17 protein-coding genes and 1 pseudogene are annotated in these 22,839 nt (G+C 67.9%); 7 read left to right on the top strand and 11 right to left on the bottom strand.

Annotated features, from left to right (window positions below):
* Positions 1-785: 785 nt before the first annotated feature.
* Both ACFXA3_RS03790 and ACFXA3_RS03785 read right to left on the bottom strand, forming a co-directional pair.
* Positions 786-977, bottom strand: coding sequence for a hypothetical protein (locus ACFXA3_RS03790; protein ID WP_385181431.1), 192 nt, complete (start codon positions 975-977; stop codon positions 786-788).
* Positions 974-1,294 carry a hypothetical protein gene (locus tag ACFXA3_RS03785; RefSeq protein ID WP_385181428.1) on the bottom strand — a complete coding sequence of 107 codons (321 nt, stop codon included), beginning with the start codon at positions 1,292-1,294 and terminating at the stop codon, positions 974-976. Before ACFXA3_RS03785 ends, ACFXA3_RS03790 begins: the two co-directional genes overlap by 4 nt.
* A gap of 540 nt (positions 1,295-1,834) precedes the next feature.
* Between ACFXA3_RS03785 and ACFXA3_RS03780 the strand changes: the two genes are divergently transcribed.
* Positions 1,835-3,259, top strand: a complete 1,425-nt coding sequence (locus ACFXA3_RS03780) for a cytochrome D1 domain-containing protein (RefSeq protein ID WP_385181436.1) — start codon at positions 1,835-1,837, stop codon at positions 3,257-3,259.
* A gap of 308 nt (positions 3,260-3,567) precedes the next feature.
* On the opposite strand, the pseudogene ACFXA3_RS03775 reads toward ACFXA3_RS03780, so the two are convergent.
* A pseudogene (locus tag ACFXA3_RS03775) lies at positions 3,568-4,242 on the bottom strand (Ku protein); the annotation flags it as partial.
* 1,035 nt (positions 4,243-5,277) lie between these two features.
* Between ACFXA3_RS03775 and ACFXA3_RS03770 the strand changes: the two are divergent.
* Positions 5,278-6,492, top strand: a complete 1,215-nt coding sequence (locus ACFXA3_RS03770) for a hypothetical protein (protein WP_385181425.1) — start codon at positions 5,278-5,280, stop codon at positions 6,490-6,492.
* On the opposite strand, the gene ACFXA3_RS03765 is transcribed toward ACFXA3_RS03770, so the two are convergent.
* The 4 genes from ACFXA3_RS03765 to ACFXA3_RS03750 all read right to left on the bottom strand — a co-directional run bounded on the left by ACFXA3_RS03765 (position 6,470) and on the right by ACFXA3_RS03750 (position 10,480).
* Positions 6,470-8,224, bottom strand: a complete 1,755-nt coding sequence (locus tag ACFXA3_RS03765) for an asparagine synthase-related protein (protein WP_385181422.1) — start codon at positions 8,222-8,224, stop codon at positions 6,470-6,472. The two genes, ACFXA3_RS03770 and ACFXA3_RS03765, sit on opposite strands and share 23 nt — an antisense overlap.
* A gap of 79 nt (positions 8,225-8,303) precedes the next feature.
* Positions 8,304-8,930, bottom strand: a complete 627-nt coding sequence (locus tag ACFXA3_RS03760; protein WP_385181420.1) for a lasso peptide biosynthesis B2 protein — start codon at positions 8,928-8,930, stop codon at positions 8,304-8,306.
* A 652-nt stretch (positions 8,931-9,582) separates the two neighbouring features.
* Positions 9,583-9,711, bottom strand: coding sequence for a hypothetical protein (locus ACFXA3_RS03755; protein ID WP_385181417.1), 129 nt, complete (start codon positions 9,709-9,711; stop codon positions 9,583-9,585).
* A gap of 241 nt (positions 9,712-9,952) precedes the next feature.
* On the bottom strand, positions 9,953-10,480 hold the full coding sequence (locus tag ACFXA3_RS03750) for a hypothetical protein (protein ID WP_385181414.1): 528 nt from the start codon (positions 10,478-10,480) through the stop codon (positions 9,953-9,955).
* A gap of 998 nt (positions 10,481-11,478) precedes the next feature.
* Between ACFXA3_RS03750 and ACFXA3_RS03745 the strand changes: the two genes are divergently transcribed.
* From ACFXA3_RS03745 to ACFXA3_RS03735, 3 genes are all read left to right on the top strand, one after another.
* Positions 11,479-12,480, top strand: a complete 1,002-nt coding sequence (locus tag ACFXA3_RS03745; protein WP_385181411.1) for a DUF2278 family protein — start codon at positions 11,479-11,481, stop codon at positions 12,478-12,480.
* 422 nt (positions 12,481-12,902) lie between these two features.
* Positions 12,903-14,561 (top strand): hypothetical protein, encoded by a 1,659-nt coding sequence (locus tag ACFXA3_RS03740; RefSeq protein WP_385181409.1) that lies wholly within the window; start codon positions 12,903-12,905, stop codon positions 14,559-14,561.
* Positions 14,562-14,658: 97 nt separating this feature from the next.
* Positions 14,659-15,807: a hypothetical protein gene (locus tag ACFXA3_RS03735; protein ID WP_385181406.1), complete on the top strand. Its 1,149-nt coding sequence runs from the start codon at positions 14,659-14,661 to the stop codon at positions 15,805-15,807.
* 863 nt (positions 15,808-16,670) lie between these two features.
* On the opposite strand, the gene ACFXA3_RS03730 is transcribed toward ACFXA3_RS03735, so the two are convergent.
* The 3 genes from ACFXA3_RS03730 to ACFXA3_RS03720 all read right to left on the bottom strand — a co-directional run bounded on the left by ACFXA3_RS03730 (position 16,671) and on the right by ACFXA3_RS03720 (position 19,559).
* Positions 16,671-16,973, bottom strand: a complete 303-nt coding sequence (locus ACFXA3_RS03730) for a protealysin inhibitor emfourin (protein ID WP_385181403.1) — start codon at positions 16,971-16,973, stop codon at positions 16,671-16,673.
* 55 nt (positions 16,974-17,028) lie between these two features.
* Complete coding sequence (locus ACFXA3_RS03725; protein ID WP_385181400.1) at positions 17,029-18,246, bottom strand: M4 family metallopeptidase; 1,218 nt, start codon at positions 18,244-18,246, stop codon at positions 17,029-17,031.
* 836 nt (positions 18,247-19,082) lie between these two features.
* Positions 19,083-19,559 carry a hypothetical protein gene (locus ACFXA3_RS03720; protein WP_385181397.1) on the bottom strand — a complete coding sequence of 159 codons (477 nt, stop codon included), beginning with the start codon at positions 19,557-19,559 and terminating at the stop codon, positions 19,083-19,085.
* Positions 19,560-19,580: 21 nt separating this feature from the next.
* Between ACFXA3_RS03720 and ACFXA3_RS03715 the strand changes: the two genes are divergently transcribed.
* Together ACFXA3_RS03715 and ACFXA3_RS03710 are read left to right on the top strand one after the other, a co-directional pair.
* Positions 19,581-20,003 (top strand): hypothetical protein, encoded by a 423-nt coding sequence (locus ACFXA3_RS03715; protein WP_385181395.1) that lies wholly within the window; start codon positions 19,581-19,583, stop codon positions 20,001-20,003.
* The gene (locus ACFXA3_RS03710; protein ID WP_385181392.1) at positions 20,000-22,072 is read left to right on the top strand and encodes a TCP-1/cpn60 chaperonin family protein; all 2,073 of its coding nucleotides are present in this window, start codon (positions 20,000-20,002) and stop codon (positions 22,070-22,072) included. The genes ACFXA3_RS03715 and ACFXA3_RS03710 overlap by 4 nt, the downstream gene beginning before the upstream one ends.
* Here the strand turns inward: ACFXA3_RS03710 and ACFXA3_RS03705 are convergent.
* Positions 22,054-22,602 (bottom strand): zinc ribbon domain-containing protein, encoded by a 549-nt coding sequence (locus ACFXA3_RS03705; protein WP_385181389.1) that lies wholly within the window; start codon positions 22,600-22,602, stop codon positions 22,054-22,056. The genes ACFXA3_RS03710 and ACFXA3_RS03705 overlap by 19 nt on opposite strands.
* Between the last annotated feature and the right edge of the window lie 237 nt (positions 22,603-22,839).

The raw sequence follows: 22,839 nt of genomic DNA, 5'->3' as shown, positions 1-22,839 counted from the left end.
ATCACACTAACACTTGGGTCCCCCCCCCAACACAACCCCCCTCAACCAGCCGAAACAAGCTGGAAAGGGGCGGTGCGGGTTCCCGGCCCGGACGGGCTGAGGGCTCCACTCTCGACCCGGCACACGACCGGCTGCAGCCCGCACCGGTCCCGGTTACCGCACCCGGACATTTCCGTCACACTCGCCTGCACACCACACACATCCCGGCCAGGCGTGGCCCTGACATTCACTGACCGTTACACCCACCCGCACCACCAGGCACGATCCAGAACGATGCACTCCGGCGCACCACCCGGCGCACTCCCGGCCCGCCTCACCCGACCGGACCAGTTGATCGGGTAACAACCGCTCTGCGGAATTCCTCGCACCTGCATCCCGAATGTGCACAAAAGTTCGCACCTTGCGACTGGTCAGGACGCCAGTCCGGCCCCGGTGGCCCAGTGCATGGGCATGGCCGACCCCGCGGGGACGGCACGGCCGGCCCAGCCACGAAACAGCAGAAACAGTCGAACGAGCAGGAAGCGGCCCGGATGTGCCGGACCCGCGATGGGGGACCAGCACGCTCGGGTCGCCGGGATCGGGAGCGTCTGGCCTGTCTCAAGCTGTCCAGGTGCGGCTTGTTCACAGTCATGGCCGAGCGCGTCACCGTCGTTGCGGTGTACGCCGTCGCGGTCGTGCTCTACCGCGCGATGTCTTCGGGGGCGTCGTCCCGCTTGACAACGAGGTTTGGCTGAGGGCATCGGTCAGACGGTGGGGCCGCAGGAGTGTCGGGTTACGCGTGGGGGTCATTCTTCTCGTCGTACGCAGGAGATCATCGGGCGGGTCCGGTGGATGCGCCTGTTGTTGGCGTGCTGGAGCGCCTTGCCGGCCATCTTGTTGCGCATCTCGGTGGCCTCCAGGACCCGGCGCGCCTGCAGCCACTGGTCGTACTCGGGGTCCTCGGGGTTCATGTGGAGGCTGGCGAGGATGCCCTTCATGGCGTTGGCGGTCGGCAGGAGCTTGGCGTTAAGGACGTCGGAGATCGTGGTCGCGCGACGGGCTGGCCCTGTTTTCCGGCGAGGTGGGACATCGCCGCGTAGGTCGGGTTGTCTTGCCACATGCGCAGTTCGCGCAGCGCGATGGTGCAGTCGTGGAGGCTGAGGACGGAGGTGGGTTTCATGCGCTTGTAGGCGGCGCGCTGGGCGGGGTCTGCGGGGACGCCGGCCTTGAGGCGCTGGCGTTCGGTCGCGCACATCTCCCACTGCGGGCGCCATTCGTTGGGGTCTTCCCCGAAGGCGGTGAGGTACTCGACCATCGCGTTCCACGCCGGGCAGGCCGTGGGCTTGGTCGCCCGGGAGAGGGTTGACGGGGAGAGGCCGGTGAGCTTGGCCAGGTCGGCGAGGGTGGTGTTGTCGGGCCGGAGCTACGGGTATCCGAGGGATCGTCAGGCACGTACGGCATGTGCGTCAGCGTTGTGGGTGCGCCACTCTGCGCCGGATCAACGGATTCCTGAGTGATCCTCCCTGCCGAGTGATTGTCGGCAGAGGGTGCCCCACCCCGGCCCGTCGTGCTCACCGCGCCTGGGTCGAGTCGCCCGCCTCCGCGCCCCGGATCCTCCGGTTCGGTCACAGCACCGGATCGGGTGCGGTCTCGGTGGGGCGCTCGAGCGTCCAGGCGACCGCCCCGGCCCGTGGTCGGGTGGTCGCGTGTCCCCGCCATGCCGAATGTGGCGAACTGCCATAATCCGTCCCGTTCTGCCAGTCCGGTCGGGAGGAATGCTGTGACTATCTGTCAAGCCATGAGGGGGGTGGGCGCGCGGGAGGCCCTCCCGTCGGCGCCGCCGCCTGGTCTTCGAGTGCGTCGCTCCTGGTGGGGTGGGCTGCTGCGGGCGCTGGTGGCAGGTCTCGTCCTCGTGGCCGGCCTGGCCCTGCCCATGGTGGCCCCGCAGCCCGCCCAGGCCGTGCCGCCCGGCACCTATACCTACGTCGCCAACTTCCAGGGTGGCACGGTGTCGGTGATCGACACAGCGACGAACACAGTGGTGGTCACGGTTCCCGTCGGCAGTGCGCCGTGGGAGGTGGCGGTGTCGCCGAACGGTACCCGCGCCTACGTCACCAACCGCGCCGATGCGACGGTGTCCGTGATCGACACCGCGACCGACACGGTCGTCGCCACCATTCCCGTCGGCCTTGAGCCCCTGGGGGTGGCGGTGTCGCCGGACGGTACCCGCGCCTACGTCACCAACTACGGCGCCAACACGGTGTCCGTGATCAACACGAACACCAACACGGTCGTCGCCACCATCCCAGTCGGCGACGCTCCCATCGGGGTGGCGGTGTCACCGAACGGCACCCGCGCCTACGTCACCAATTCCGACGACGACACGGTGTCCGTAATCAACACGGCGACGAACACAGTCGTCGCCACCATCCCCGTGGGCGGCTTCCCGTTCGGGGTGGCGGTGTCGCCGGACAACACCCGCGCCTACGTCACCAATTCCGACGACGACACGGTGTCCGTAATCAACACCGTCACCAATACCGTCGTGGCCACCATCCCCGTCGGCGATGTGCCCCAGGGGGTGGCGGTGTCGCGGAACGGCACCCGCGCCTACGTCATCAACGCCGACGATGACACGGTGTCCGTGATCAACACCGCCACCAGCACGGTCGTCGCCACCATCCCTGTCGGCGATGCGCCTCGAGGGGTGGCGGTGTCGCCGGACGACACCCACGCCTACGTCACCAACGCCAACGACGACACGGTGTCCGTGATCAACACCGCCACCAATACCGTCGTGGCCACCATCCCCGTCGGCGACCTCCCGTTCGGGGTGGCGATCGGGGTCGTGCCCCCGCCGGCGCTGACCTGCGCGACCGCCACGGCCACCATCACCGGTACCAACCGCAACGACGTCCTGATCGGCACCCCCGGCGACGACGTGATCTTCGCTCTCGCCGGGAACGACGTGGTCGACGGCCGCGGCGGCAACGACCTGATCTGCGGCGGCGACGGCAACGACATGCTGTCCGGCGGCGACGGCAACGACCGCGCCGAGGGCGGCAACGGCAACGACCGCATCGAGGGCGGCAACGGCAACGACACCCTCATCGGCGGCAACGGAAACGACGCCCTGTCCGGCGGCGCGGGCAACGACGCCAACGAGGGCGGAGCCGAGAACGACGCTCTCAACGGCGGACCCGGGACCAACACCAACAACGGCGGAACCGGCCACAACACCTGCACCAACCCCACCACCGGACCCGGCTGCAACACCTGATCAACGATCACCAGGAACGGGCCCCGGAACGTCCCTCGCCGCAGCAGCGACCGACGCCCGGGGCCCGTCCTTTTCGACGCTCCGCGACACAGCATCAGATGTTGAGGCAAGGTTGTTCGATCAGTGGTGGCGGACTGCTGCTTATCGTCCCCGATCACAGTCGCGGGAAGGGGCCGCGAGCCGGTCCAGCCGGTCGTGGCCGGCGGGCAAGTGGTGGTCGCCTTCTCATGGGTGTCCTTGGGACTGCGGGCGCGCTCGGCGCTGGCGCGCAGGGCGTCCATGAGGTCGATGGCGCCGGTGGCCTTCGCCGCGGGCTCGGCCTTCTCGACGCTCTCGCCGGCCTGCTTGGCCTCGATGAGGGCGGCGACCTTCTCCTGGAACGTGTCGTGGAACTGCTCGGGGTCCCACGTCATGGTCAGGGTCTCGATGAGCTGCTCGGCCATCTTCAGCTCTTTGTCGGAGGTCTTGGCCTTGCCGGAGAGGTCGCCGATCTCCTTCCTCGGGTCCCGGATCTCGTCCGCCCAGTGCAGCGTGTGGAGCGTGAGGATGCCGTCCTCGGCCTTCACCGCTACGAGGTGTTCGTGCTGGCGCATGACGAACGTGGCGATGCCGGCCTTGCCGGCCTTGCCGGCCTTGGCGGCCTTGGCGAGGGCCTGCTCCAGGATGCTGTAGACCTTGCCGTACTCGGCTCCCCGCGGTCCCAGGTAGTACGTCCGGTCGAAGAAGATCGACTCGACGTCGGCGAGGTCGACGAAGCCGGCGATCTCCAGGGCAAGGGAGCGGCCCGGGGCGATCTCGTCGAGCTCGGCCGGCTCGACCAGGACGTACTCCTCGCCCGTGTCGTAGCCCTTGACGATGTCGTCGAGCTCGACCTCCTTGCCGGTGTGCTCGTTCACCCGCCGGTTGCGGATCCGGTCGGCGGTGCCGCGCTGGAGTTGATGGAAATGGATCGTGTGGCTGTCGGTCGCCGTGCAGAGGCCCACCGGCAGGCTGACCTTCTCTGAACCAGCGTGGCTCGTTGCACCGCTGTGTTCTGGAAGCCAACAGCAGGAACCACCTCATCCGGCTTCGTCGGCACGGAGGCCGGGCCGCGCATGCGAAGGCGCCTTGTCACTGGGTCGGCTGGATGGCCATGACTGCTCGCCAACCGGTCGACGCCAACTGCGTTCGCTGCTGAGGCTGGACGGGCCGGTAATGGTCGGCGGCCGTATTCAGGAAGCCTCATCGCTGGCCGCCGCCCCCGCTCACGTCACCTCGCACACTTCTCGACGACCGTCAGGGCCGAGTCGCGCCTCCAGTACGAGGGCGTGTGGAGGCTCCATGGGCAGGAAGGGCCACGTGAGATCTCCTTCGCTCTGTCCTGACGAGATGCGGATGGTGTCGAGCAGCCGGGTTGCCACACCAATGCTTGGTCCGCCGAGGCCGCTCGCAACCTGGAACGGTGCACTGCCGAGACCGCGGTGCCGCCGGAGCGGTCGCGTATACGCGCACCACAGCGTTCGGGTCGCCGTACTTCCACCACCTCCAGTAGTGCTTGGGGTACCACTCGCGCGTCTGCCCCGCGTTCTGGCATGCCGTCACACTGCATATCCGCCATGAGACATTCGCCGTCTGGCCTGGTGACCAGCCAGGTTGCCGTCCGGCTTCGAACGCCTCGGCGAACTCCGGCACATCAAGCCGGCCAGCGTACTGGCCAGCCACAGCGGTACGGCGACGGTCGCGGACTCCGGGATCGCGCAAGCCGCGTTAGGCCGTCCAGAGGCATCCGGATGGTGATCTCCCGGATCGGCACGGACGATGGTGCTCGAATCCTCAGTGCAGCGCCGGACCGCTTGGAACGGCACGGGTGGGCGACATCGTGCCGGCCGCAGTCGCCACTGAGGCGTCCGGAGCACCACGTAGGCACTGCAGTCTCAGGAGGTGATCGCGTGAGGACACCGCCCAAGTCAGGACCCGGCTCGCACCTACGGGCGCGACGTGTAACGACGAGAACCCAACGGTCGCGGACCGCCCTGGTATTGATCCTGCTGGTCCTCCTCGTGACGGCGGCCTACCTGGGTCGGTTCGGCATCGAGGACCTCGGCGAGGCCCTGACCTTCATGGGCCGCATCACCGGCGCCGGCCTCATCGTGGCCTCGGCCACCGCAGTGCTGGGCGGCGCCGCGGTCGTGGACCACTGGTTCTGGAAGAGCTTCCCCTACTCCGGGATCCTTGCGCTGGTCGGCACGGTCGCGGCCTTGCTGACCAATGCCATGGTCCTACCCGAGATCTTGAATGGCGACTCTCCGTACTACAAGGCCCTGTCGGTCCTGCTCACGGCGGGTTCCGCGTGGGCCGTCTTCGCGGTGTGGCGGACGTTGACCGTGATCCCGGCTCCGAAGCGGGTGGCCACGGCGGTCATCGCCTCCTCTGTATTCGCGATCGCCAATTTCGGCTATCAAAATCTCTATCAGCCATACCAGCACGGGGCCAGGCCTGCCATCAAGTTGGCCATGGGGACGCCTGAATTGAGTGTGGACCGTAAATCATTCGCCGTGCCCGTCGATATTACGCTCGAAAACCACAGCGATGTGGGTTTCTACGTCATGGGCGCCGAGTTTCACGCCATGGGGCAGAGGGTGCCGGTGAGTACGCATGACCGGCTCCGGCAGCAATGGCGTGATGACGCCGAGCGATGGAAGGGGTACCAGGAGAGAAGCCCACTCTCCCGCAGGGAGGTCCACCAGCCTGGTGAGCTCCTCGCGGCGCAGCCATGGATGGCCCCTGGAGGCTATATCGAGGCCAGCGATTCCGTCGCCATGCGAACGCTTGTGCAGCTACCCATCGACACACCGTACGACCAAGTGGCCTTTTACGCCACCGCGAGCCTCGCACGCAAGGATCGGCTCGGCCTGGACTCAGTCACTTTTGACAGCTTTTCCTGGAGCGGCGGAAAAGTGCCCCAATGGGTGAAGGACCAGAAGGAGTTCGACTCCCTCATTTACATTGGCAGGGTACACGAAAACAATTCGATCAACGAACGCACGATGGACCCCCGTTCCGTCGCCATCTATTGGAAGTTCGGCACACACGGCGCAGAAGTGTCCGCATCCATCACGAAAAAGGGAGACGAAAATCGTATCCCGCCCGAATCCGAAAGCCGCGCGGTAAGGGACCGGTACGGCCTCGTCGATGCCCTGACGGGCCCGATCCAGCGCTCGCTGTGGGACATCAAGAGCAAGAGCCGTCCGTGAGCGACGTTGCCTCAACGGGACGCGCGGGTGCGTGGGTGTGTGGGCCCAATCGTTCCAGCCACGCCACCAGGGCAAGAGAGCAGTTCATGCGATCCCAGGATTCTGCGTTCCCGACACCGAGCTGCGCCTCCCGCACTGCCCGGCACAGCACTTCGATGTCGAACATCTCCGCGACCAGCGGGTGCCTCGCGGAGCGGCAGAGGTCGATGAGTTCATCGCCGTGTTTCCTCAAACCATGGGCGTAGAGCTGGTCGAAGGGGACCTTGACCGCTCGGTCACGGATCCGCGCGGGGAGCAGATCTTCCATGGCTTCGCGCAGAACGGCCTTCGGACGGCCCGGATGGAACGTGGCTGCAATGGGGAGGCTGCGCATCGTGGCCGTGACCTCCCGGTCGAGGAAGGGGTGCGAGAGGAAGAATCCGTCCTGGCGCGCCCGGTTCCAGGACACCGCGTCGGGGGCGGCGAGGTAATTGGCCGCTTCGAAGAACGACTCTTCCGGCCTGCGTCCGAACACGAAGCGGCTCTCCGCGATGCTTGCCTCACGGTAGCCGTGCGCCCGCGCAAATTCGGATCGCAGCCAGCGGGGACGGGCGAAGCTTCCGAGGCCGCCCAGCACGGTTCCGCGGCGGAGGAGCGCGGTGATTCGCTCCGCTGCCAGCGGCAGGGCCGGCCGCACGACGTAGTCGTACACGACGTCGCGCACGCCGCGCTCGGTACCTGCGGCCCGGGCACGTGCCTGCTTCGTCATCTGCCGGAGCTGCCCCGTGCGGGCCAATTTGTGCAGGTGAAGGGGGTTGGCATCCGCGATCGGATCGGCCCCGCAACCGGTCATGAGGATGTCGCAGCCGAGTTCCGCCGCGGCGCCGTGGAGCCTGGTCCAGAACGGGGCGCGAAAGGCGTGTGCATAAGGCTCGTCCGCGTCTCCCGCGTGGTGTTCGAAGTCGTCGAAGTCAGCCACGTCGCCGACGTCCGCAATCAACGGGCGGGCTGCAGGTGCATGACGGCAAATCTCCCTCATGGCCTCTGCGAGGTACCGCTGCTCGCCGGCCAGCTCTCCACTGTCGAACCGCCCGGCGAGCAGGACGAGGTCCTCACCGCGGCCTTGTCCCGTACCCAACAGACGTGCGGTGAGCAACGCGATGCTGGTGGAGTCGGTGCCGCCGGAGACGTGACATGCCGTCATTCGGCCCACTCGGCGCCCGACGGCGTTCTCAAGTGCGAGGCGCAGGTTCTTCCCTGCCCCGCTGAGACCAAGCCCGACTGCTGTGGATTCCCGCAGGTCGTCGACCTCGCCGGCATGTCTGCGCACACTGCCTCGCATCTGCCCGGTGACCGAAAGTTCCACGACCTCGCCGCCGAGGATCCGGTGCACACCGGAGAACGGAGTGAGTTCCGAGTGCGGTTGTGCCAGGTTCCCGGTCAGGTACCGGCAGAAGTAGCTGTGTTCCAGCTCTTCGAAGTCGCCCAGACAGCGCGCCGACGTACTCACCGCGTTCACGCGCCCACCGGACTGCCTGAAGAACAGGGGAATGCGCGCATGATAGTCGCGCATCAGCACGATGCGGTCGGAGTACACCAGGACGGCCGCATAGTCGCCGATCGGCAGGCGCGGTGTGGCTCCCGGTCGCGCTGCGTCCTCCAGGAGCCCGCGCGCACCCGCCACGCGGTCACGGGCCGAGCCGACCCAGCCGACGACCACGGCGGTGCCGGCCCGTGAGGAGACCGTCGTCACGAGTCCGTGCCGCGCCATGGCCTCGGCCGCCCGGAGCCTAGGTGCACCCCCGGCCCAATCAAGGCGGAGTGCTTGCATGTCACTGGCCGCCGCAACTGATCGAGAGAACCGGCGTGAACCCGTGTCCTCGCGGATCGGCATCGGGGATGCACACGCCCGCCGAGGAGCTCCAGGCATGCAGGGCGAACGGGTGCTCGCGCACGCCGATGTGAAGCACGGCATTCAGGCCGCATCGTCGCAGAAGCACGAAGGCCGTCACGGCCGCGGCCTTGCAGTCGTCGTTCACGAACCAGCTTCTGCGACCGTGTGATCGCAGCGCTCGTTTCAGCCGCGCCACCTCCTCCGCTGACGGAAGGTCTGCACGTGCGCACACCGGTGCGGCCAAGGACAGGAGCCGAAGGACACGCCCGAACCCCATGGTCCGGATCGAAAGGTGCACTCCGCGCAGCCAGAGCCCGACCTCGGCGTCCGAGTACGCCTTTCGGCGGGACGTTGCACACCCGGCGCGGACGAGATCGGCGACGAGCTCTGCGCGCTCCTCAGAGCTTCCCACGACGAACTTCTGCACGTCCGTCGTCGTCATGCCGAGAAAACGGGTCCGCCGCCTCCAGTCGGAAATCAGAGCACCGCTGGACATTTTGGTGACACGGCAATGCGGTGACAGAATCCGCGTTACGGCCACCAGGGCGTCGGTCTCTTCTGCCACCTCACACACTCCAAACTCGGCCTGCCGCACGTACTCTGCTGCAGGCCGAGTCGGAAATGGAGGGCTGTGTCAGGACTGGTACCCGTGACCGTCGTAGAGTTCCCCGCTGAATCCCCGGATCAGGCGGCCGTTGCCGAAGAAAACGAGCCGATGAGGTACACGGCGCCACAGTCTTCGAAGGTGCATCGCTTACCTCCAGAATCAAGCGGCGTTGAACAGTTCCCACGCTACGCCGCGTCGAATGCCTCGCAACCCGACTGCCGGACAGGTTGATCACGACATCGTCCAGTGTCCGGGCACGGCGGGACGGGGTCGTGGAGAGGGCGGCCACGAGCAGGGACGGGACGGCCGCGAGGAAGCGGGCTCGGTACACCGGGCACCACCTTTCGATGACGGTGGGCGTGGACTCCGGCCAGCGGAACACGGCTGCGGGGGCAAAGCTGCGGCGACATCCCGCCGGAGCGGCCGGACGGCTCAGCGGATCAACACCCACGGCCCACGGCTGTTCGGACGGTCTCAGGCAGCCACGTACAGCCAAGGCGAGGCGGTCGTGGTGGAGCATCACGCCGCCACCGCTAGTTCGAGGACCGTGCCGGTCTCCGGATCCGTGGGGAATCTCGCGGAGTAGCCGTATCGCTCGCACTGCTCGGGATCAGCCCACCGGGCGGGTGCTCTGCGAGCGATGGTTGAACCACAGCGTCGGGCCGTCCGGTGCGGACGGTACGATGCAGGCGAGCGCCTCCTCATCGGGATGGTGGTAGGTGTCACCGTTGGTGGACACGAGACAGTGCCGGGCAGGGCGACCTCAAACAGTGCCTCGGTCACGTTCCGCCGGCTGCCATAGTGGGGAAGTTGGAAGGCATCCACCTCCAAGACCCGCAGACCGCGGTGCGCCGCCACCCCTTTCAGGCCGGCCCCGAGCACAGAGCCGAACGCGTCCGCCCCGAGCACGGCGCGGACGCCGCGGTACTCGATCAGCAGTGCGATGCCACTCCCGTTCGGAGCTGTCGTGTCGTCGGCCGTCATATGAGCGGCAACAGCGGCCATAACGCCGAGGGCTCCAGGATGTCGGACCTTACATCGGCCTGCCGGCCACGCCGGGCCCGGTCAATGGTTTCGAACCATTCGCGCTCCAGGATCTCCAGGCGCTCGTTGGTCGGCGAGAGCATGGTGATGTTCGGGCCGTCCCGGACCGGCACCTCGATGCACCCGAACTCGTCCCCGGTGTCGATGGGACCGCCGCCGAACGCCCGGTTCCACGGAAGTACCGGACCGACGGATTCCCCGAGCAGCGCCGCTACCAGGCTCTCCCCCTCGGCGACGCTGCCCGCCACCCTGCTCCGGGAGGGCATGTGCGGAGGGCCGTCGAACCAGTAGCCTCCGACGTCTTCGGCGTACTCGCTCCGCAGGAACGCGAGCATGCCGCCTATGGGGTCACTGTCGATGTGGGTCACCACGGCGACGTCAATGCGCCGGTCGTCGGGGTCGAGTCGGCTCAGCCTCGTTTCGAGCCGGGGCCACGTCCCCGGAGGGCCGCCGTCGACCAGCATGCGCCAAGGCGGCCCGCTCTCGCGCGCACACTCCGGAGCAGACAGTTGCCCGCGCAGGCAGTACCTCGATGCGGATGGCTGTGTCCATGGGATCGTCTCCCTCCAGCCGGGCGCACCACCGAATCTACGCTTGTCAGCAGGGCGCGGCAGAGCTGCAAGCAGGGGGCTGCCCGACCGTCAGGCCGCCCGGCCGCGGCGGCCGGACCGATTCCCATCCCGGGCTTGGGCGGTCAGCGTCGTGGGGCGTGGACCAGCAGGTGGTGATGCTGAGCAGGCGTACCGTAGCTTCCCGTCGCCAGCAGCGCAGGGGCCGGGGCCAGCGGCGCATGCGGAACACCGTCGTGCCGGGCGATGCAGACCCGGGTGATCCAGACGAGCCATGGCCCGGCCGGCCGGCCGCCAACGCCCGCGCCGCCGCTACGAGCGGCAGGGCAGCCACTTGTCGGCTGCCTTCACCAGCAGACCTGCGCCCTCATCTGCTACCGCCGGCTGCTCGCCGCCCGCCTCGACGCGTGTGCCGCGGGCCGGCTCGCCGCCGAGGTGACCAGTAACGGTGCGGCCGACTCGCCTTGACCCAGCAGGAGACGGGCTGCAGGGCAAGGCGGGTGAACATTTGGTGGTTCGGTGTCCCGCCGGGGCCGGGTCGGGGGATAACGGCCAGGAGGATATGCAGTCGTCAGGGCTTCCCCGGCTCGCGGCGAGGTCGGGACATGGCGGTCACCGGCACCTGGGATCCGCAGAAGCCCACCTGTCCGGTGGTCGCTTAGGGCCCGAAGACCGCCGCGTGCACAGCGAAGCCCAAGGCTCCGGCCGGCACGACCACCCGGCGGCTCGCCCACGATCGGCACGGGATGCAGGAGGTCGACGGGATGCAGGAGGTCGGCTATCCGCCGGCGCCGGCTGGCCTCGCCGACGTCCTCGACGGCCCGCACAACCTCGTTCCATCGACACGCCGCACCCCGGCCGTGCCGCTCCCACCGCAATCCAGAGGATGACCCATGCCGCTAAAAGGTTACGGTGTCCTGGCCGCCCGCGCCGTCGACCGGCGCCGGGAGGGATCCACCGATACCCCTCACTACCAGATCCATCTCACCGACAACGCCGGTACCCACTACCGGGCCGCAGTCAACGTGGAGTCACAGCAGTCACCCTCCGAGCTCCTGTACCTGGCCGACGATGATTTCCGCCATCCCGTGACCGAGCTGCTCCCACCAGCCGGCAGCGGATGGACGGCCCTGGTGTCACAAGCGGGCAGGGCCAGCCTGGACTTCATCCGCGGCAACCTGTTCGACCCCGCCTCGATGCGAATGCTCCCGCCCGATGTCGAGGGCGCCGACAACGACTTGGCCGACCTGCTCGACCACTACGTACAGCGTGCCATCGCCGACCCCACCGCCGGCCTCTACGTCTTCGGGCAAAGGTTCGGCCCCGAGGCCCACATCGCCGACAAGGTGTTCGGTTTCCGGCCCGGCAACGGCGTACACGACATCCACATGAACCAGGGCAACAGCGGCCGCTTCCGCTCCGACAACGGCGTCTGGCAGGACGGCGCCTTGTTCGTACAGCTACCCTCCGAAAACCGCTGGGTCGCGATCTTCCTGGCCTTCCAGTCCCAGGCCTGGCACACCGGCGACAACACCGGTCACCCGCTCGACACCGCACCACCCCGCTCCGCCGACCGTGACGAACCCCTGCGGATCATGGCCGCACTGGTCAACCCCTCCGGCCCCGCACCCACAGCCGTCACCGTACTCAACGCCTCTCCAGCGCCGATCGACCTTCAAGGATGGCAGCTCACCGACCTCAACCAGCAGACCCTCCCGCTACCCGCCGGCACGCTCCAGCCCGGCACCACCCTCACCGTCCCGGGCGGCAACGGATTCCATCTCGGCAACCAAGGCGGCACGATCACCCTCCTCGACCCGGATGGCATCAAAGTCCACGGCGTCGCCTACACCGCGCGACAAGCCGAGCGCGAGGGACGGACCATCACCTTCTGACACACCGCCAGCACCAAGCCCCACAGCACCTCGCCGGCCGGCCGAAAGCGACCTGACCGGCGGGCGAGGGCTGTCTTGGCACGGCTGTGCGCGGATCCCATTCGGCCCTGGAGCACGCCATCAACGCGTCGGCTTACCGAGCCGTCCTGTGTGACGTATGTGCCAGGGATACAGCTTCGGCCGCTGGTGTTCTCAGCGGCGACGAGGTCCGCGAGGCAGTCGACCGGGCCATCCCCCGGCGGATCGTAGGTCGCTTCGATAGGGGACGTGCGTCTCGAGGTCTCATCGAATCCGTGTCAGGTTTGGCCATTGGAGTGGATCTGCGCCCGGCCGCCGAAATGGGGTTGCGTGCCTGGGTATGCATTCAAGCATTGGCTTTTGGTGCCACTGGAAGAATCACGCATTGTAGGAGCGGACTGGCCATGCCCGACCACGCGCAGCTGCGGCGGGCGACCGCCTGGATGAGTGCAACTGCCGTCGAGGAGGCCGGTGCCGACCGCATCTCGGCCGCCTGCGATCCATCCGGTCAGTTCCCGTTGGAGCCTGGCATCGCCGAGGGCTGCTGCGGACCAGGTGTCACGGCACTGGAGGCGGGGCGGCTGTACCGTAGGGTCAGCGGCCGTGACGATCGGGCTCGGCCCGTCAGTGATGAGGAACTGGCCGAGTTGGGTGACCCGATGGCGGTTGCGTTCTTCCGCGTCGGCAGGTTTCCCACCACCGTGCAGGAACTGCTCTCCGAACTCCCCGCCACGGCAGCCTCCTCACTCAAGGTGTATCTGGTCAGCGAGGCCGGGCAAATCTCTCCGGTTGCCATCGGCGAGCGCGACATGCGGTTCGCGATCACAACCGCCGTGGACGGCAATCAGGTGGACCTTCTGGTCAGCACCCAGGCCGGCGGCGACCCGGACAAGGGATTTCTCCAGGTCGCGGGGTGGGATTCTGTAGCAAGGGTCTTCAATTTCTATTCCCGTTTCGGATCGAGCTGGGTGTGGGCGGGCAACTCCTGGGACGCGCTGGAGCCGGACTCGCGGGGCAAGGGCTGCTTCGACAGCCACATCAACGGCAGCGCCGTGATGAAGGAACTCAGGATCCCCTGGATCAACTGGCAGTCGGAGCGGGCAACGATCCGGCTCGCCGATGATGACCCGCTCCTCCATGACCAGCTGTTCCAGCGGGTCATCGGAGCCGAGCGGCTGGAACTGACGGTCAGGTTTCTCATCACCCGGTGGACGGCTGCCCGCCTCGCCGAGGTCACCGCGAACGGTGTTGTGGACCACCCCGACCGACTACTGCGCCACCTGTTCACCGGTACCACGGTCAACCTCACCAGTACGGACCGTCAGAGCAGCACCATCACGGCGGACAGTGGCGAGCTGACGCTACCCACCGGGTTCTGGCTGAACCAGGACATCCTGTTCGACGACCTGCGACTGTTCACGCAGGCCTCTCCGCCCCGGGCACAGGCCGCCGGGTATCTGGACGGCCTGAGGCGGTTTGGTTTCCGGCTGGAGGAGAAGTTCAGCGGCTTCTCCCAGCCAGGTGACACGTTCTTCGCCTTCGTTGTCCCCGAGGCCGCCCACGAGGACAACGAAGTGATCCGGCAGATGGTCCGCAAGGGGCTCATCTCGGCCAGGTTCGCCGCGTGCGCGCTGATGGTGGACTTTCCGAACCCGGTCTTCAGCCCTGCCCGCAGTCTCCTCATGCGCTACGTGCCGACAACGCCGATCAAAGCCGCAGAGTTGTGTGGCACCGTCACCCAGGCCATCTTGGACGCGGCGCGAACGCGACACCTGCCCGCCGACAGTCCCGAAGCCCGCTTCGCCGCGCACTGGCAGGTGCCCGAAGACATCTGGCAATCAGTGTTCGGGCAACGGGTGGACGCCTACCTGCGCAAGGTCACCCAACAGATCCAGACCGCATCCGGATTCGACGACTACATCCGGTTGGCCGAGTCGCGGCGTCGGCAATTTCGCCTCATGAAACTGAATGAGTTCGAGCTCACCCTGCCGGTCACCAACATTCCCCCGGACGCGCCACCGCTGGTGATGCGCGAGGACGCCACCGTCGCGGAGCTGACCTGAAGCCGCCCCTCCTCAGTCGGCACGGCACCGGCTTCAGCAGCCCCGGCGACCGCTGCCTTCCACCCCTCCGTCTTCCCGAGCAAGGAGAACGAGCACCATGGCCACAGTGGATGCTTACGGGCCTCCCGGCAACCTCGACGATCTGGACGACTTCGGCCGCAAGGCATGGAACGTGTTCATCTCCGACACGGTCGACGAGGCCATTCAGGGCCCCGATCCCCGTCAGGTACTGAACGACAGTCCGCGGCCGCAGTTCTACAACTTGACCAGCACGGATACGGCCTCGGACGTTCAGCGGGTCTCCATCACATGGACCGCGTTCCCCCGCATCATCAAGATCACTTCCGTTGGTGATCTCCAGCGGTGGCAGCGCGCCGACGCCAGCCGCGACGTCCAGGACGAGTACTGCGAGTGGAGCGTCACCCGGAATGGCTCGGGAAAGATCACCAAGGTCACGTTCACGTGTGAAGGCCCCGAGTATTGGGAGATCCTGGCACAGACCAATCCGGACAAGGTGGTCGACCTCTACCGTAGCTTCATCAGGCCGGACGTGCGCAAGGAGGATCTGTTCTCGCCCAGTGGCAGATACCAACCGCGTAACAAGTGGAACAACTCCACGAGCCATGGCGCCATGCACTTGATCCAGCCGAACAACACCCTGGGCGCAGAGATCGAGTTGGCTGCGGCAGCCACCATTCGGCGCGTCGTCAACGGCCAGGAGCTGAGCACTGAGCAGGAACTCGTCAACTGCAGCAAGTATGGTGCCGCAGAGCGCAACAGTGATCCCCACATCGGCGCAGGAGTCAACGCCCTGGCCCGCCAGAAGGCCGACATCAGCCTCGCCGACCCAGTGGGCCTGTACTTCGACGACCTGTCGACGGATGGTTGGGAGACCCCGGACGGCTCCGATCCGCAAGGCTACTGGACCTATCTGAGAGGCGACTCGGAGCACCGCGTCCGCGCCGTCTACGAAGTGCCCCAGGACAAGGGTTTCGACGTCGGGGACATCACCATCGGCGGCAGGCCCATCGAGTTCGGAGCCCAGATCGCGGACTTCATCACCATCAGACTCACGGGCATCGCCTGCCGGTTCAACGACTCCACCGCCCAGCCGCAGACCGCCTGTAAGGAGTTCCCCGCGGTTGACATGCGGCAAGAGGGTTTCGGCGCAGCCGCGTTCTCCGCCTCCGGCCGCTTCTTGGATCCCCGTCCCACCCTCTCGTACCGCTCCTCCCGCGTCACCTGACCGTTCCTTCGCGCGGTGGCCGACGGACCCGAGGCCGGGGCCCGATCCGTTGTGGCCCGCCTCGGCCGACCTGGGGTGAATCCCCCTCGCCCAGGGCCGGCGCGGGTCCCCCTCAGCGGGGAACGAGGCAGGCCGTGGTCCGCCCCCACACAGCACCCCGCCCGGGCTCCGGCCTGTTGCGCGCGGACGCCCCTACGGGCGCTGAATGCGAGCCGCTCGCAGTGGACCACGGGGAGCGGCTCCGGGCTGAGGCCGGTCACCCCGATACCACCCCTCACTCCGGCAGCGTCGGGTAGCGGTGCGATCGGGCCGCCGCTCTATGTGGAGGAGGCCCCGCCCCCATGCTCGATCACCTTGACCTCCCCACTGCGGCCGACTGGACGGCCGGTCAGGGAGCCGACTGCCGTCGAGGCCACTGCCACGTCCCACGCCACCGAGCAAGGACGTTCCGATGTCACCTCGCAGCACCCACTTCCCCGGCCTTCGTGCCAATGTGGTATCCGAGCTCCCGGTAGGCGTCGAACCGGGCATGGCCGAACCACTGGTCGAAGGTGCTCTGGCGGGGGAAGGCTTTCTCACTGAGGGCGTAACTGAGCAGTTCGTACGGCATCTCGGGGACTCGGCGAAGGCCGGACGATGGAGGAACAGGCCATCGCCCCGTGCCGCGGAGAGCGTGGTCGGCGGTCGCAAAGGTGCCGGCGTCGCCGGACTCGGTCAGAGTGTGAGTTCCGGTCCTGATGCCGACTCCACGTTTCGGACGTCAGGACTTTCGAAAAAAGTGGGGTCCAGCAGTTCCCGTCGTGGAAACGACATGGCACTCACCGAGGTGAGCGCGGGTGGTCGGCAACCTGGCCCGGCAGGCGTCATTGCTGCTCCAGGTATTCCTGCAGCCGGGTGAGCAGGGCCGCGAACGCGGGGGTCATGGCGGCGTCCGACTGCTTGAGAACTGTCGAACGACCGCCGTCCTCCACCGATATCGTGTAGCTCATCGCATCCCTAGCCCGGCTGGGCTGGTCCGGCTCAGCCGTTGCGACGGCCGCCTCCACCAGCCGGGCCAGCTCCGGGGCAACGTTCTCCGGCAGGGTGTCCGTATCCAGCACCTTGGGCGGGAGGCGGAAATTGACCGCCGCCGCCAGCCCGCCGTGTGTCGCCAGAGTCACCTTCATTGCGCGCAACCTCGTTACAATGGTTTCTGGGTTCGGGCAGCGGCAATTCCTGGTGTCAACCGGCCCGCTTCAACGTGGTCATCTCCTTGGCCAGCCTCGTCATCTGGGTGCTCAGTTCCCCGACCTGCCTGGTCAAGGCTGCGAGGCCGTCCTGTTGTCTCACGCCACCGTTCCCGTTGGCCGCAAGGCTGCGCGCCCGGGCGACTCCGATCGGGACGCCTCTGATGGGGATTTCCACCTCTTGCCATGCTGCCAGCACGGCCGACTGCTCGGCGCTGCCGATGCCGAAGAGTTCCCCGGCCTTCTGGAAGGTGGTGTCCGCGAAGTCCTGGAACTGGGTCTCGGCACCGGACGCTTTCAACGATTCGTACCAGATGGGCCCCGCACCTTCCCATGCGAATCCGCCGATGCCCACCGCCGCCAGGAAGAACGCCTTGTTCGGGATGCCCGAGTTGAAGTGCACCCCGCCGGAATCCCCTTCCTCGGTGTCGGGCAGGTGAATGAATTTGCTCATGCGGTCAGGCTGAGGATCCTTTCCGAACAGTGCGTTGTCGTATGCGTGCCCCGGAGCCTTCATCGATCGCAGGGCGTCGGCGTCGATGCCCGGAGTCCACACGTCAGCCCCGATCAGCCAGTCCGCCTCCTCAACCGACTGCTTCAGCGACCACTGCTTGACCAACGACCCGAAAACATCCGACATCGACTCGTTCAGGGCCCCGGACTGATTGTGGTACACGAGCCCCGCAGTGTGTTCGGTGACTCCGTGCGTCAACTCGTGCGCGATCACGTCCAGGGATCTGGTGAGATCGCCCAACATCTTTCCGTCTCCGTCACCGAAGACCATCTGCCGTCCGTCCCAGAAGGCGTTGTTGAACTTCACACTGAAGTGAACGTACCCGTCCAGGCGCATCCCGTGGCCGTCGATCGAATCACGCTGGAACACCTCCTCGTAGAAATCGCGTGTCAGGCCGAGCCCGTCAAATGCCCGGTTCGCGGACTCGTCCACGGACGCCGGTCCATCCTCCGACCTGGCCAGGTCGGAGGACGCGAGGAAGCTCCCATGGTCGCAGTCGAAGACGGTGCGCCGACCGTTACCGGTTGCGGTTGCGGCTGGGCCGGCGAAGGACGCCCGGACCGCTCGTTCGCCCCGCAGGCGAGCGGTGGTCAGCATGGTGTCCAAGGCGGCCTGGCGCACCTCGGTGTTTTCGCTCTCCAGAAGCTTCCTGAGCAGGTGTGGGGGGATGATGCAGTTGAGTAGGGACGTCTTGCTCATAGGACACCTCCTGGGAAAGAAGAGCAACGGGCGAGCAGGCAGCGACGCGGGGAGGGTTCGCGACGTTCGATGCGGCAGGACACAACGTTGCCACGCCGCTCCGCGAGGGTCTCGTGGCCGAACGGCAGGAGCCCACTGGGCGTGGCGATGGGGGAAGAAGCATCGGCGCCGGCCAGCCCAGTTTCCAGAGGCGGGGCCATGCTCACATCACCAGTCTCCGGCGGCCCGTAGCGACTGGCAAGCGTAGTCACATCCACCCCGGCCACCCGCGGAGGCCCGGGGCTCATTCCTGATGGCGGCCCCCGCGACGCACTCGTTGCCCCGCGTGGTCGAACGCGGTCAGGGCTTCCCGCCAGAAGCCATGGGCGTCCTCCCGTCTCGGAGGACCGCCGTGCCTCGCGGCCTGGCCACCTCTGCCAGCAACTCCTGACAGGCTGTGGTCCCGATGTCCATTCGGCGCAGGCCCACCTCGTGGACGCGGCCTGCGGTGCCGAGGGTGCCTTGATCCTTTCGTCGCCTCCGGAGGACCACCAGTCCTCCTGGTCGGTCGTGCCGATACTGCCAGGAACGACCGGGCAGGAAGGGCATCCGGTCGACAGTCGCCTTCTGCTCGTCACTCCAGCCCCGGCTGTGGTCCCCTCGGAGGGAGTGCCACTCACCACGCGCCCAGGCATTCATGGGATCCACGCTCCAGGGCGGTGCGGGCAGGTGCGGGCGGTGCTCGCCATGCGCGCGGTGGAGAGGTTGCGGCCCGATCCCCGCCCCGGTCCCGCATTACCGGGGGAAGATCGGAGTTCCTTCTGTTGCTTCCCAGGCGGGCGTCGGCTCCTCGGGGGTCATCGGCGAGGTCGCGAGCAGACGGGTGAGGGCGTCGCCGACGGCTTGGGTGAGCGTTGCGGGGACGTCGATCCCGAGGCTGCGGGCGAGCTCGGCAGCGTCAGCCACAGATGGGGCCAGACGGTGGCGAGGCCGAGGTGGTGGTCGCGGTCGAGCCTGACGGCGACGGCGTGGATGCGGTCCCCGCTCCAGGTGGGCCGGGCAGGGCGCTCGGTGGCGACCCGGTCCATGACACGTTGGGCGGCGTCCAGGGCCGTGGCGTCGGGCTGCGGCCGGCGTCCGTTGCGCACTGCGGCGCCGATGACGGCGCCCAATTCCTGCTGCACGACATCTGCGGCAGCGTCCCAGCGGAGTTGCCGACGGGCGACCCGGCGGTCGGCAAGCCGGCGGAACGGCGCCGGCCAGGCGAGCCAGTCGGCGGCGAGGCACACCCGTTCCATGTCCCCGTTCTCGCGAACCGGCCACGGTGGGGTCATCAGCCGTGGCAGAGTGTAAATGTGGAAATCGGCATCACAGTTGACTCCGATCAGGCTGAAGTGGATCTTCATTCGCTGCAGCAGTGGCTGCTTCAGGACCCTGGTCTGCGGCACGTCCGTTTTACGTGTCCTGCGCCTGTCCCCAGGCCGGGCGACATGGGAGCGGTCAGCGAGCTCCTGCTGGCGACCCTGGGCGGAGGGGGTGCCGGAGCAGTGCTCGCGAACTCCGTCTCGGTGTGGCTGCAAAGCCGTGTGACACAGGTCAAGGTACGTGTCGAGGGTTCGCAGGGCTCCGTGGAGGTGGAGGCGGGGAACGTCAAGGATCCCGTCGCACTGATCATGCGCGTCCTGGACGAACAGGCCCGGCTCAATGGCGAGCTGAACGGCGAGCCGTCCCCCGGCGACGGCCGTGACGACGGTGCGGATTCCCACGGGGCGCGATGACGGACCCCGCGGACCCACTCCTGTCCACGGCGGTTCTGATAGGCAACAGCTCGTACGATGCACTGCCGCAGCTGCCTGCCGTGGCCAACAACGTATCGGACCTCTCCGCTGCACTCCGCGCCCCGGAGAACTGGGGGCTTCCCCCGGAACGCTGCGTCGAACTGTGCGACGAACGGGACGCCGTCGAAGTCATCACCGAGCTGGCCCGGATCGCCGGAGAGCCGCTGGACACCCTGCTGGTCTATTTCGCCGGCCACGGAGTGGTCGATCCGACGACGAGTGAACTGATCCTGGCCACCGGCAGGACGACATCGCAGCTGCCGCGCCTCACCGGGCTGAGATACTCGGACGTCCGGGAGATCCTGAGGGTTTGCCGGGCAAGAAGACTGCTGCTCATCCTGGACTGCTGCTTCAGCGGCCGGGCCACCGGCGTCATGGCGGATCCGTCGTCGATCGTGTCGGGGCAGCTGGAGATCGAGGGGACGTACGTCCTGTGCTCCACGGGACGCACCGAGCTGAGCAAAGCTCCCGAGGGCGACCGGCACACCGCGTTCACCGGCGGGCTGCTTGAGGTCATCGCCAACGGCGTCCCCAGCGGGAGGGCGTTCATCACGCCCGGCGACCTCTTCGACTACACCCAGATCATCATGGCCCGTGAAGGCCGGCCACGGCCGACACAGAGCCACGACAACAGGATTCGGGAGCTCCCGCTCATGCGCAACCCATGGTCCGGCGCGCTGCGATGGCTGTCGCAGTGGGGACGCCCCCAGGTGAAGGCGGAGACGGGCGCGTCCGACCTAGTCGTGGGGATCCACGTCGCCGTAAGCGCGGTACGGCCCGCGTTCGGCCCCACGGGGCCGGACTGCCTCACCGAGCTCGAAGCGGCGATCGCCACGGCCGACCCCCGATGGCTGCCGGGAATGGAACTGGTCCGCGACGTGATGACGGCCATGCGCCGGGAACACGGTGACGGCGCCGCGACCGCCGCGATCGTCGTCGGTGAACTGTTCGCCGGCATCCACACCGCGGTGCGGTCGGGCGCCCGTTGGGAGGAGGTCGTCGACCGTACGGAGGAGGAGGCGGCCGCGGTACTGCGCCACCTGGCCGCACCGGAGCAGGAACTGCAGGCGCTCTCCGCGGAACAACTGGGCGGAGCCGTGGCGACGGCCCTCGGGAACGCCCCCGAGTACGCGCTGGTGATGGCGGCGGTCGCGCGCGTGGGGGCGGACCGCGTCGAGATCGCCACCGGCCCCCCGCCCAGCGCCGGCCCCGGGACGGGCTTGTCCTTCGTCAGCCGGCTCAGCCTGGACACGTCGGTCCTGGTACCGAACTCCTCCGCACGTCCCGTGGCCCTCCACGAGCCGTACGTGTTGGTGGCGCCCCGAGGGGACGTACCCGTCGACGAGTTGCAGCGGATCGGCTGGCGGGATCCGGGACCGCTCCTGATCATCGCGCCCGGAATCGACGCGTTCGCCCTGAGCTCCCTGCACTCCCTGTTCGCGACCATGGTCGTGGTCCGCCCCACGGACGCCGCCATCGACTGGGACGCGCTGTGCGCCCGGACCGGCTACGGCTTGCTGGCCGGGCGGCCCTTGGGCCGGGCCGGGCGGGCGCTGGTCACGCCGTCCTCCACCACGGTCCTCGGCCTGCCCGGAGCCGCGCCTTGCGACAGCGGGCGGCTCTTGGTCCACGCAGGTCCGGTCGGCGGAGCCGCGCACACCGCAGCGGTGCGCGCGCTCACCGTGGCACGCTCGGCCGGCTCCGGTGTGCTGCCCGGAGCCGGAACCGGCCTGTACCGCGCCGGCCGCGCACTCGGGCCGGACGCCGGTCCGGTACGCCCCGCGCTGACCGCCCCGCTGCGGCAGCTCGTCCGCAACGCGGGGCGGGATGCCGACGAGGTCATGGCCCTCCTGGATGCCGCGGCGGCCGACACGTCCACCGGGTTCGAGTACCGCACCGGTTCGGTGACTGATCTGCGAGCCGCGGGAGTGCTGGATCCGGTGGCCACGGCTCGGGGCGTCGTACAGAACGCGGTGGCCGCGGTCTCCCGCTACGTGGCCACCCTCTGATCCGCACTCGGAGCACCACACTTCGTACAGAACCTCGCGCTGTCGTCCCGTTCGTGGCCGCACTGATGACAGAAGCTGCGCGTCCCGCCCGGTGACTGTACGGCCGCAGCACCCGGCCGGCCGCCGAGCCGGGCGAGGCGGTTCAGGCTGAGCTCGGCCACCTTGATCGCCTCGTCGTCCAGCCCGGCCTGGTTGACGAGCCCCCAGATCTGGGTCAGCAGCACGGGCCATGTGACCAGCATGGCGATGGCGAAAGGCAGCGCCTGCTTGCCGAAGATCCCGACGCCGGCCCGGACCAGCGTGCCGCCCGGATCCGGCAGGATCTCGATCTTGAGGGCGGTGCGCAGGCCGAGCGCCTTCTTGAACATACCGCCCTTGGTGATGCTCACTTCATGGCCGACACCGTCCGCACCGGTGGTGCCGGTGGTCTCGTAGCCCCGTTCCTTGAAGTGGGCGATGAGATCCGATGCCACTGGCGCGAGGTCCGAAGCCGTGACGCCGACGACCTTCTCGCTGCTGAACGCGCTCATGCGCTTGCCCCCACGGTCGTCGCCCTGCAATCCCGTCCGCACGCCTGGCAGAACAACCACTCGGCCCTCACCGGACCACCGCACCCGCCGCACACCTGCGGACCAGCCTCGCCGACGATGCCGACATCGCCGGCAGGGGGGGGGGGGGCCGGCCCCCCACCCGCCGCCCCCGGGAAAAACCCGCGCCGGCGGGGCGAGGGCCCGGGGCCCCCCACCCCGCAGTCCCGCCCCCCCCCC

The sequence above is a fragment of the Streptomyces sp. NPDC059456 genome (assembly GCF_042750055.1).
Lineage (GTDB): Bacteria > Actinomycetota > Actinomycetes > Streptomycetales > Streptomycetaceae > Streptomyces.
Note: the sequence above shows the minus strand (reverse complement) of the source record. Positions and strands in the feature narration are given on the sequence as shown.

Excerpts from the sequence above, each read along its gene's own strand:
- ACFXA3_RS03790 (WP_385181431.1), bottom strand. The coding sequence starts at position 977 with ATGAAGGGCATCCTCGCCAGCCTCCACATGAACCCCGAGGACCCCGAG.
- ACFXA3_RS03785 (WP_385181428.1), bottom strand. The coding sequence starts at position 1,294 with ATGGTCGAGTACCTCACCGCCTTCGGGGAAGACCCCAACGAATGGCGC.
- ACFXA3_RS03750 (WP_385181414.1), bottom strand. The coding sequence starts at position 10,480 with ATGCTGGTCGACGGCGGCCCTCCGGGGACGTGGCCCCGGCTCGAAACG.
- ACFXA3_RS03745 (WP_385181411.1), top strand. The coding sequence starts at position 11,479 with ATGCCGCTAAAAGGTTACGGTGTCCTGGCCGCCCGCGCCGTCGACCGG.
- ACFXA3_RS03740 (WP_385181409.1), top strand. The coding sequence starts at position 12,903 with ATGCCCGACCACGCGCAGCTGCGGCGGGCGACCGCCTGGATGAGTGCA.
- ACFXA3_RS03735 (WP_385181406.1), top strand. The coding sequence starts at position 14,659 with ATGGCCACAGTGGATGCTTACGGGCCTCCCGGCAACCTCGACGATCTG.
- ACFXA3_RS03730 (WP_385181403.1), bottom strand. The coding sequence starts at position 16,973 with ATGAAGGTGACTCTGGCGACACACGGCGGGCTGGCGGCGGCGGTCAAT.
- ACFXA3_RS03725 (WP_385181400.1), bottom strand. The coding sequence starts at position 18,246 with ATGAGCAAGACGTCCCTACTCAACTGCATCATCCCCCCACACCTGCTC.
- ACFXA3_RS03720 (WP_385181397.1), bottom strand. The coding sequence starts at position 19,559 with ATGACCCCACCGTGGCCGGTTCGCGAGAACGGGGACATGGAACGGGTG.
- ACFXA3_RS03710 (WP_385181392.1), top strand. The coding sequence starts at position 20,000 with ATGACGGACCCCGCGGACCCACTCCTGTCCACGGCGGTTCTGATAGGC.
- ACFXA3_RS03705 (WP_385181389.1), bottom strand. The coding sequence starts at position 22,602 with ATGAGCGCGTTCAGCAGCGAGAAGGTCGTCGGCGTCACGGCTTCGGAC.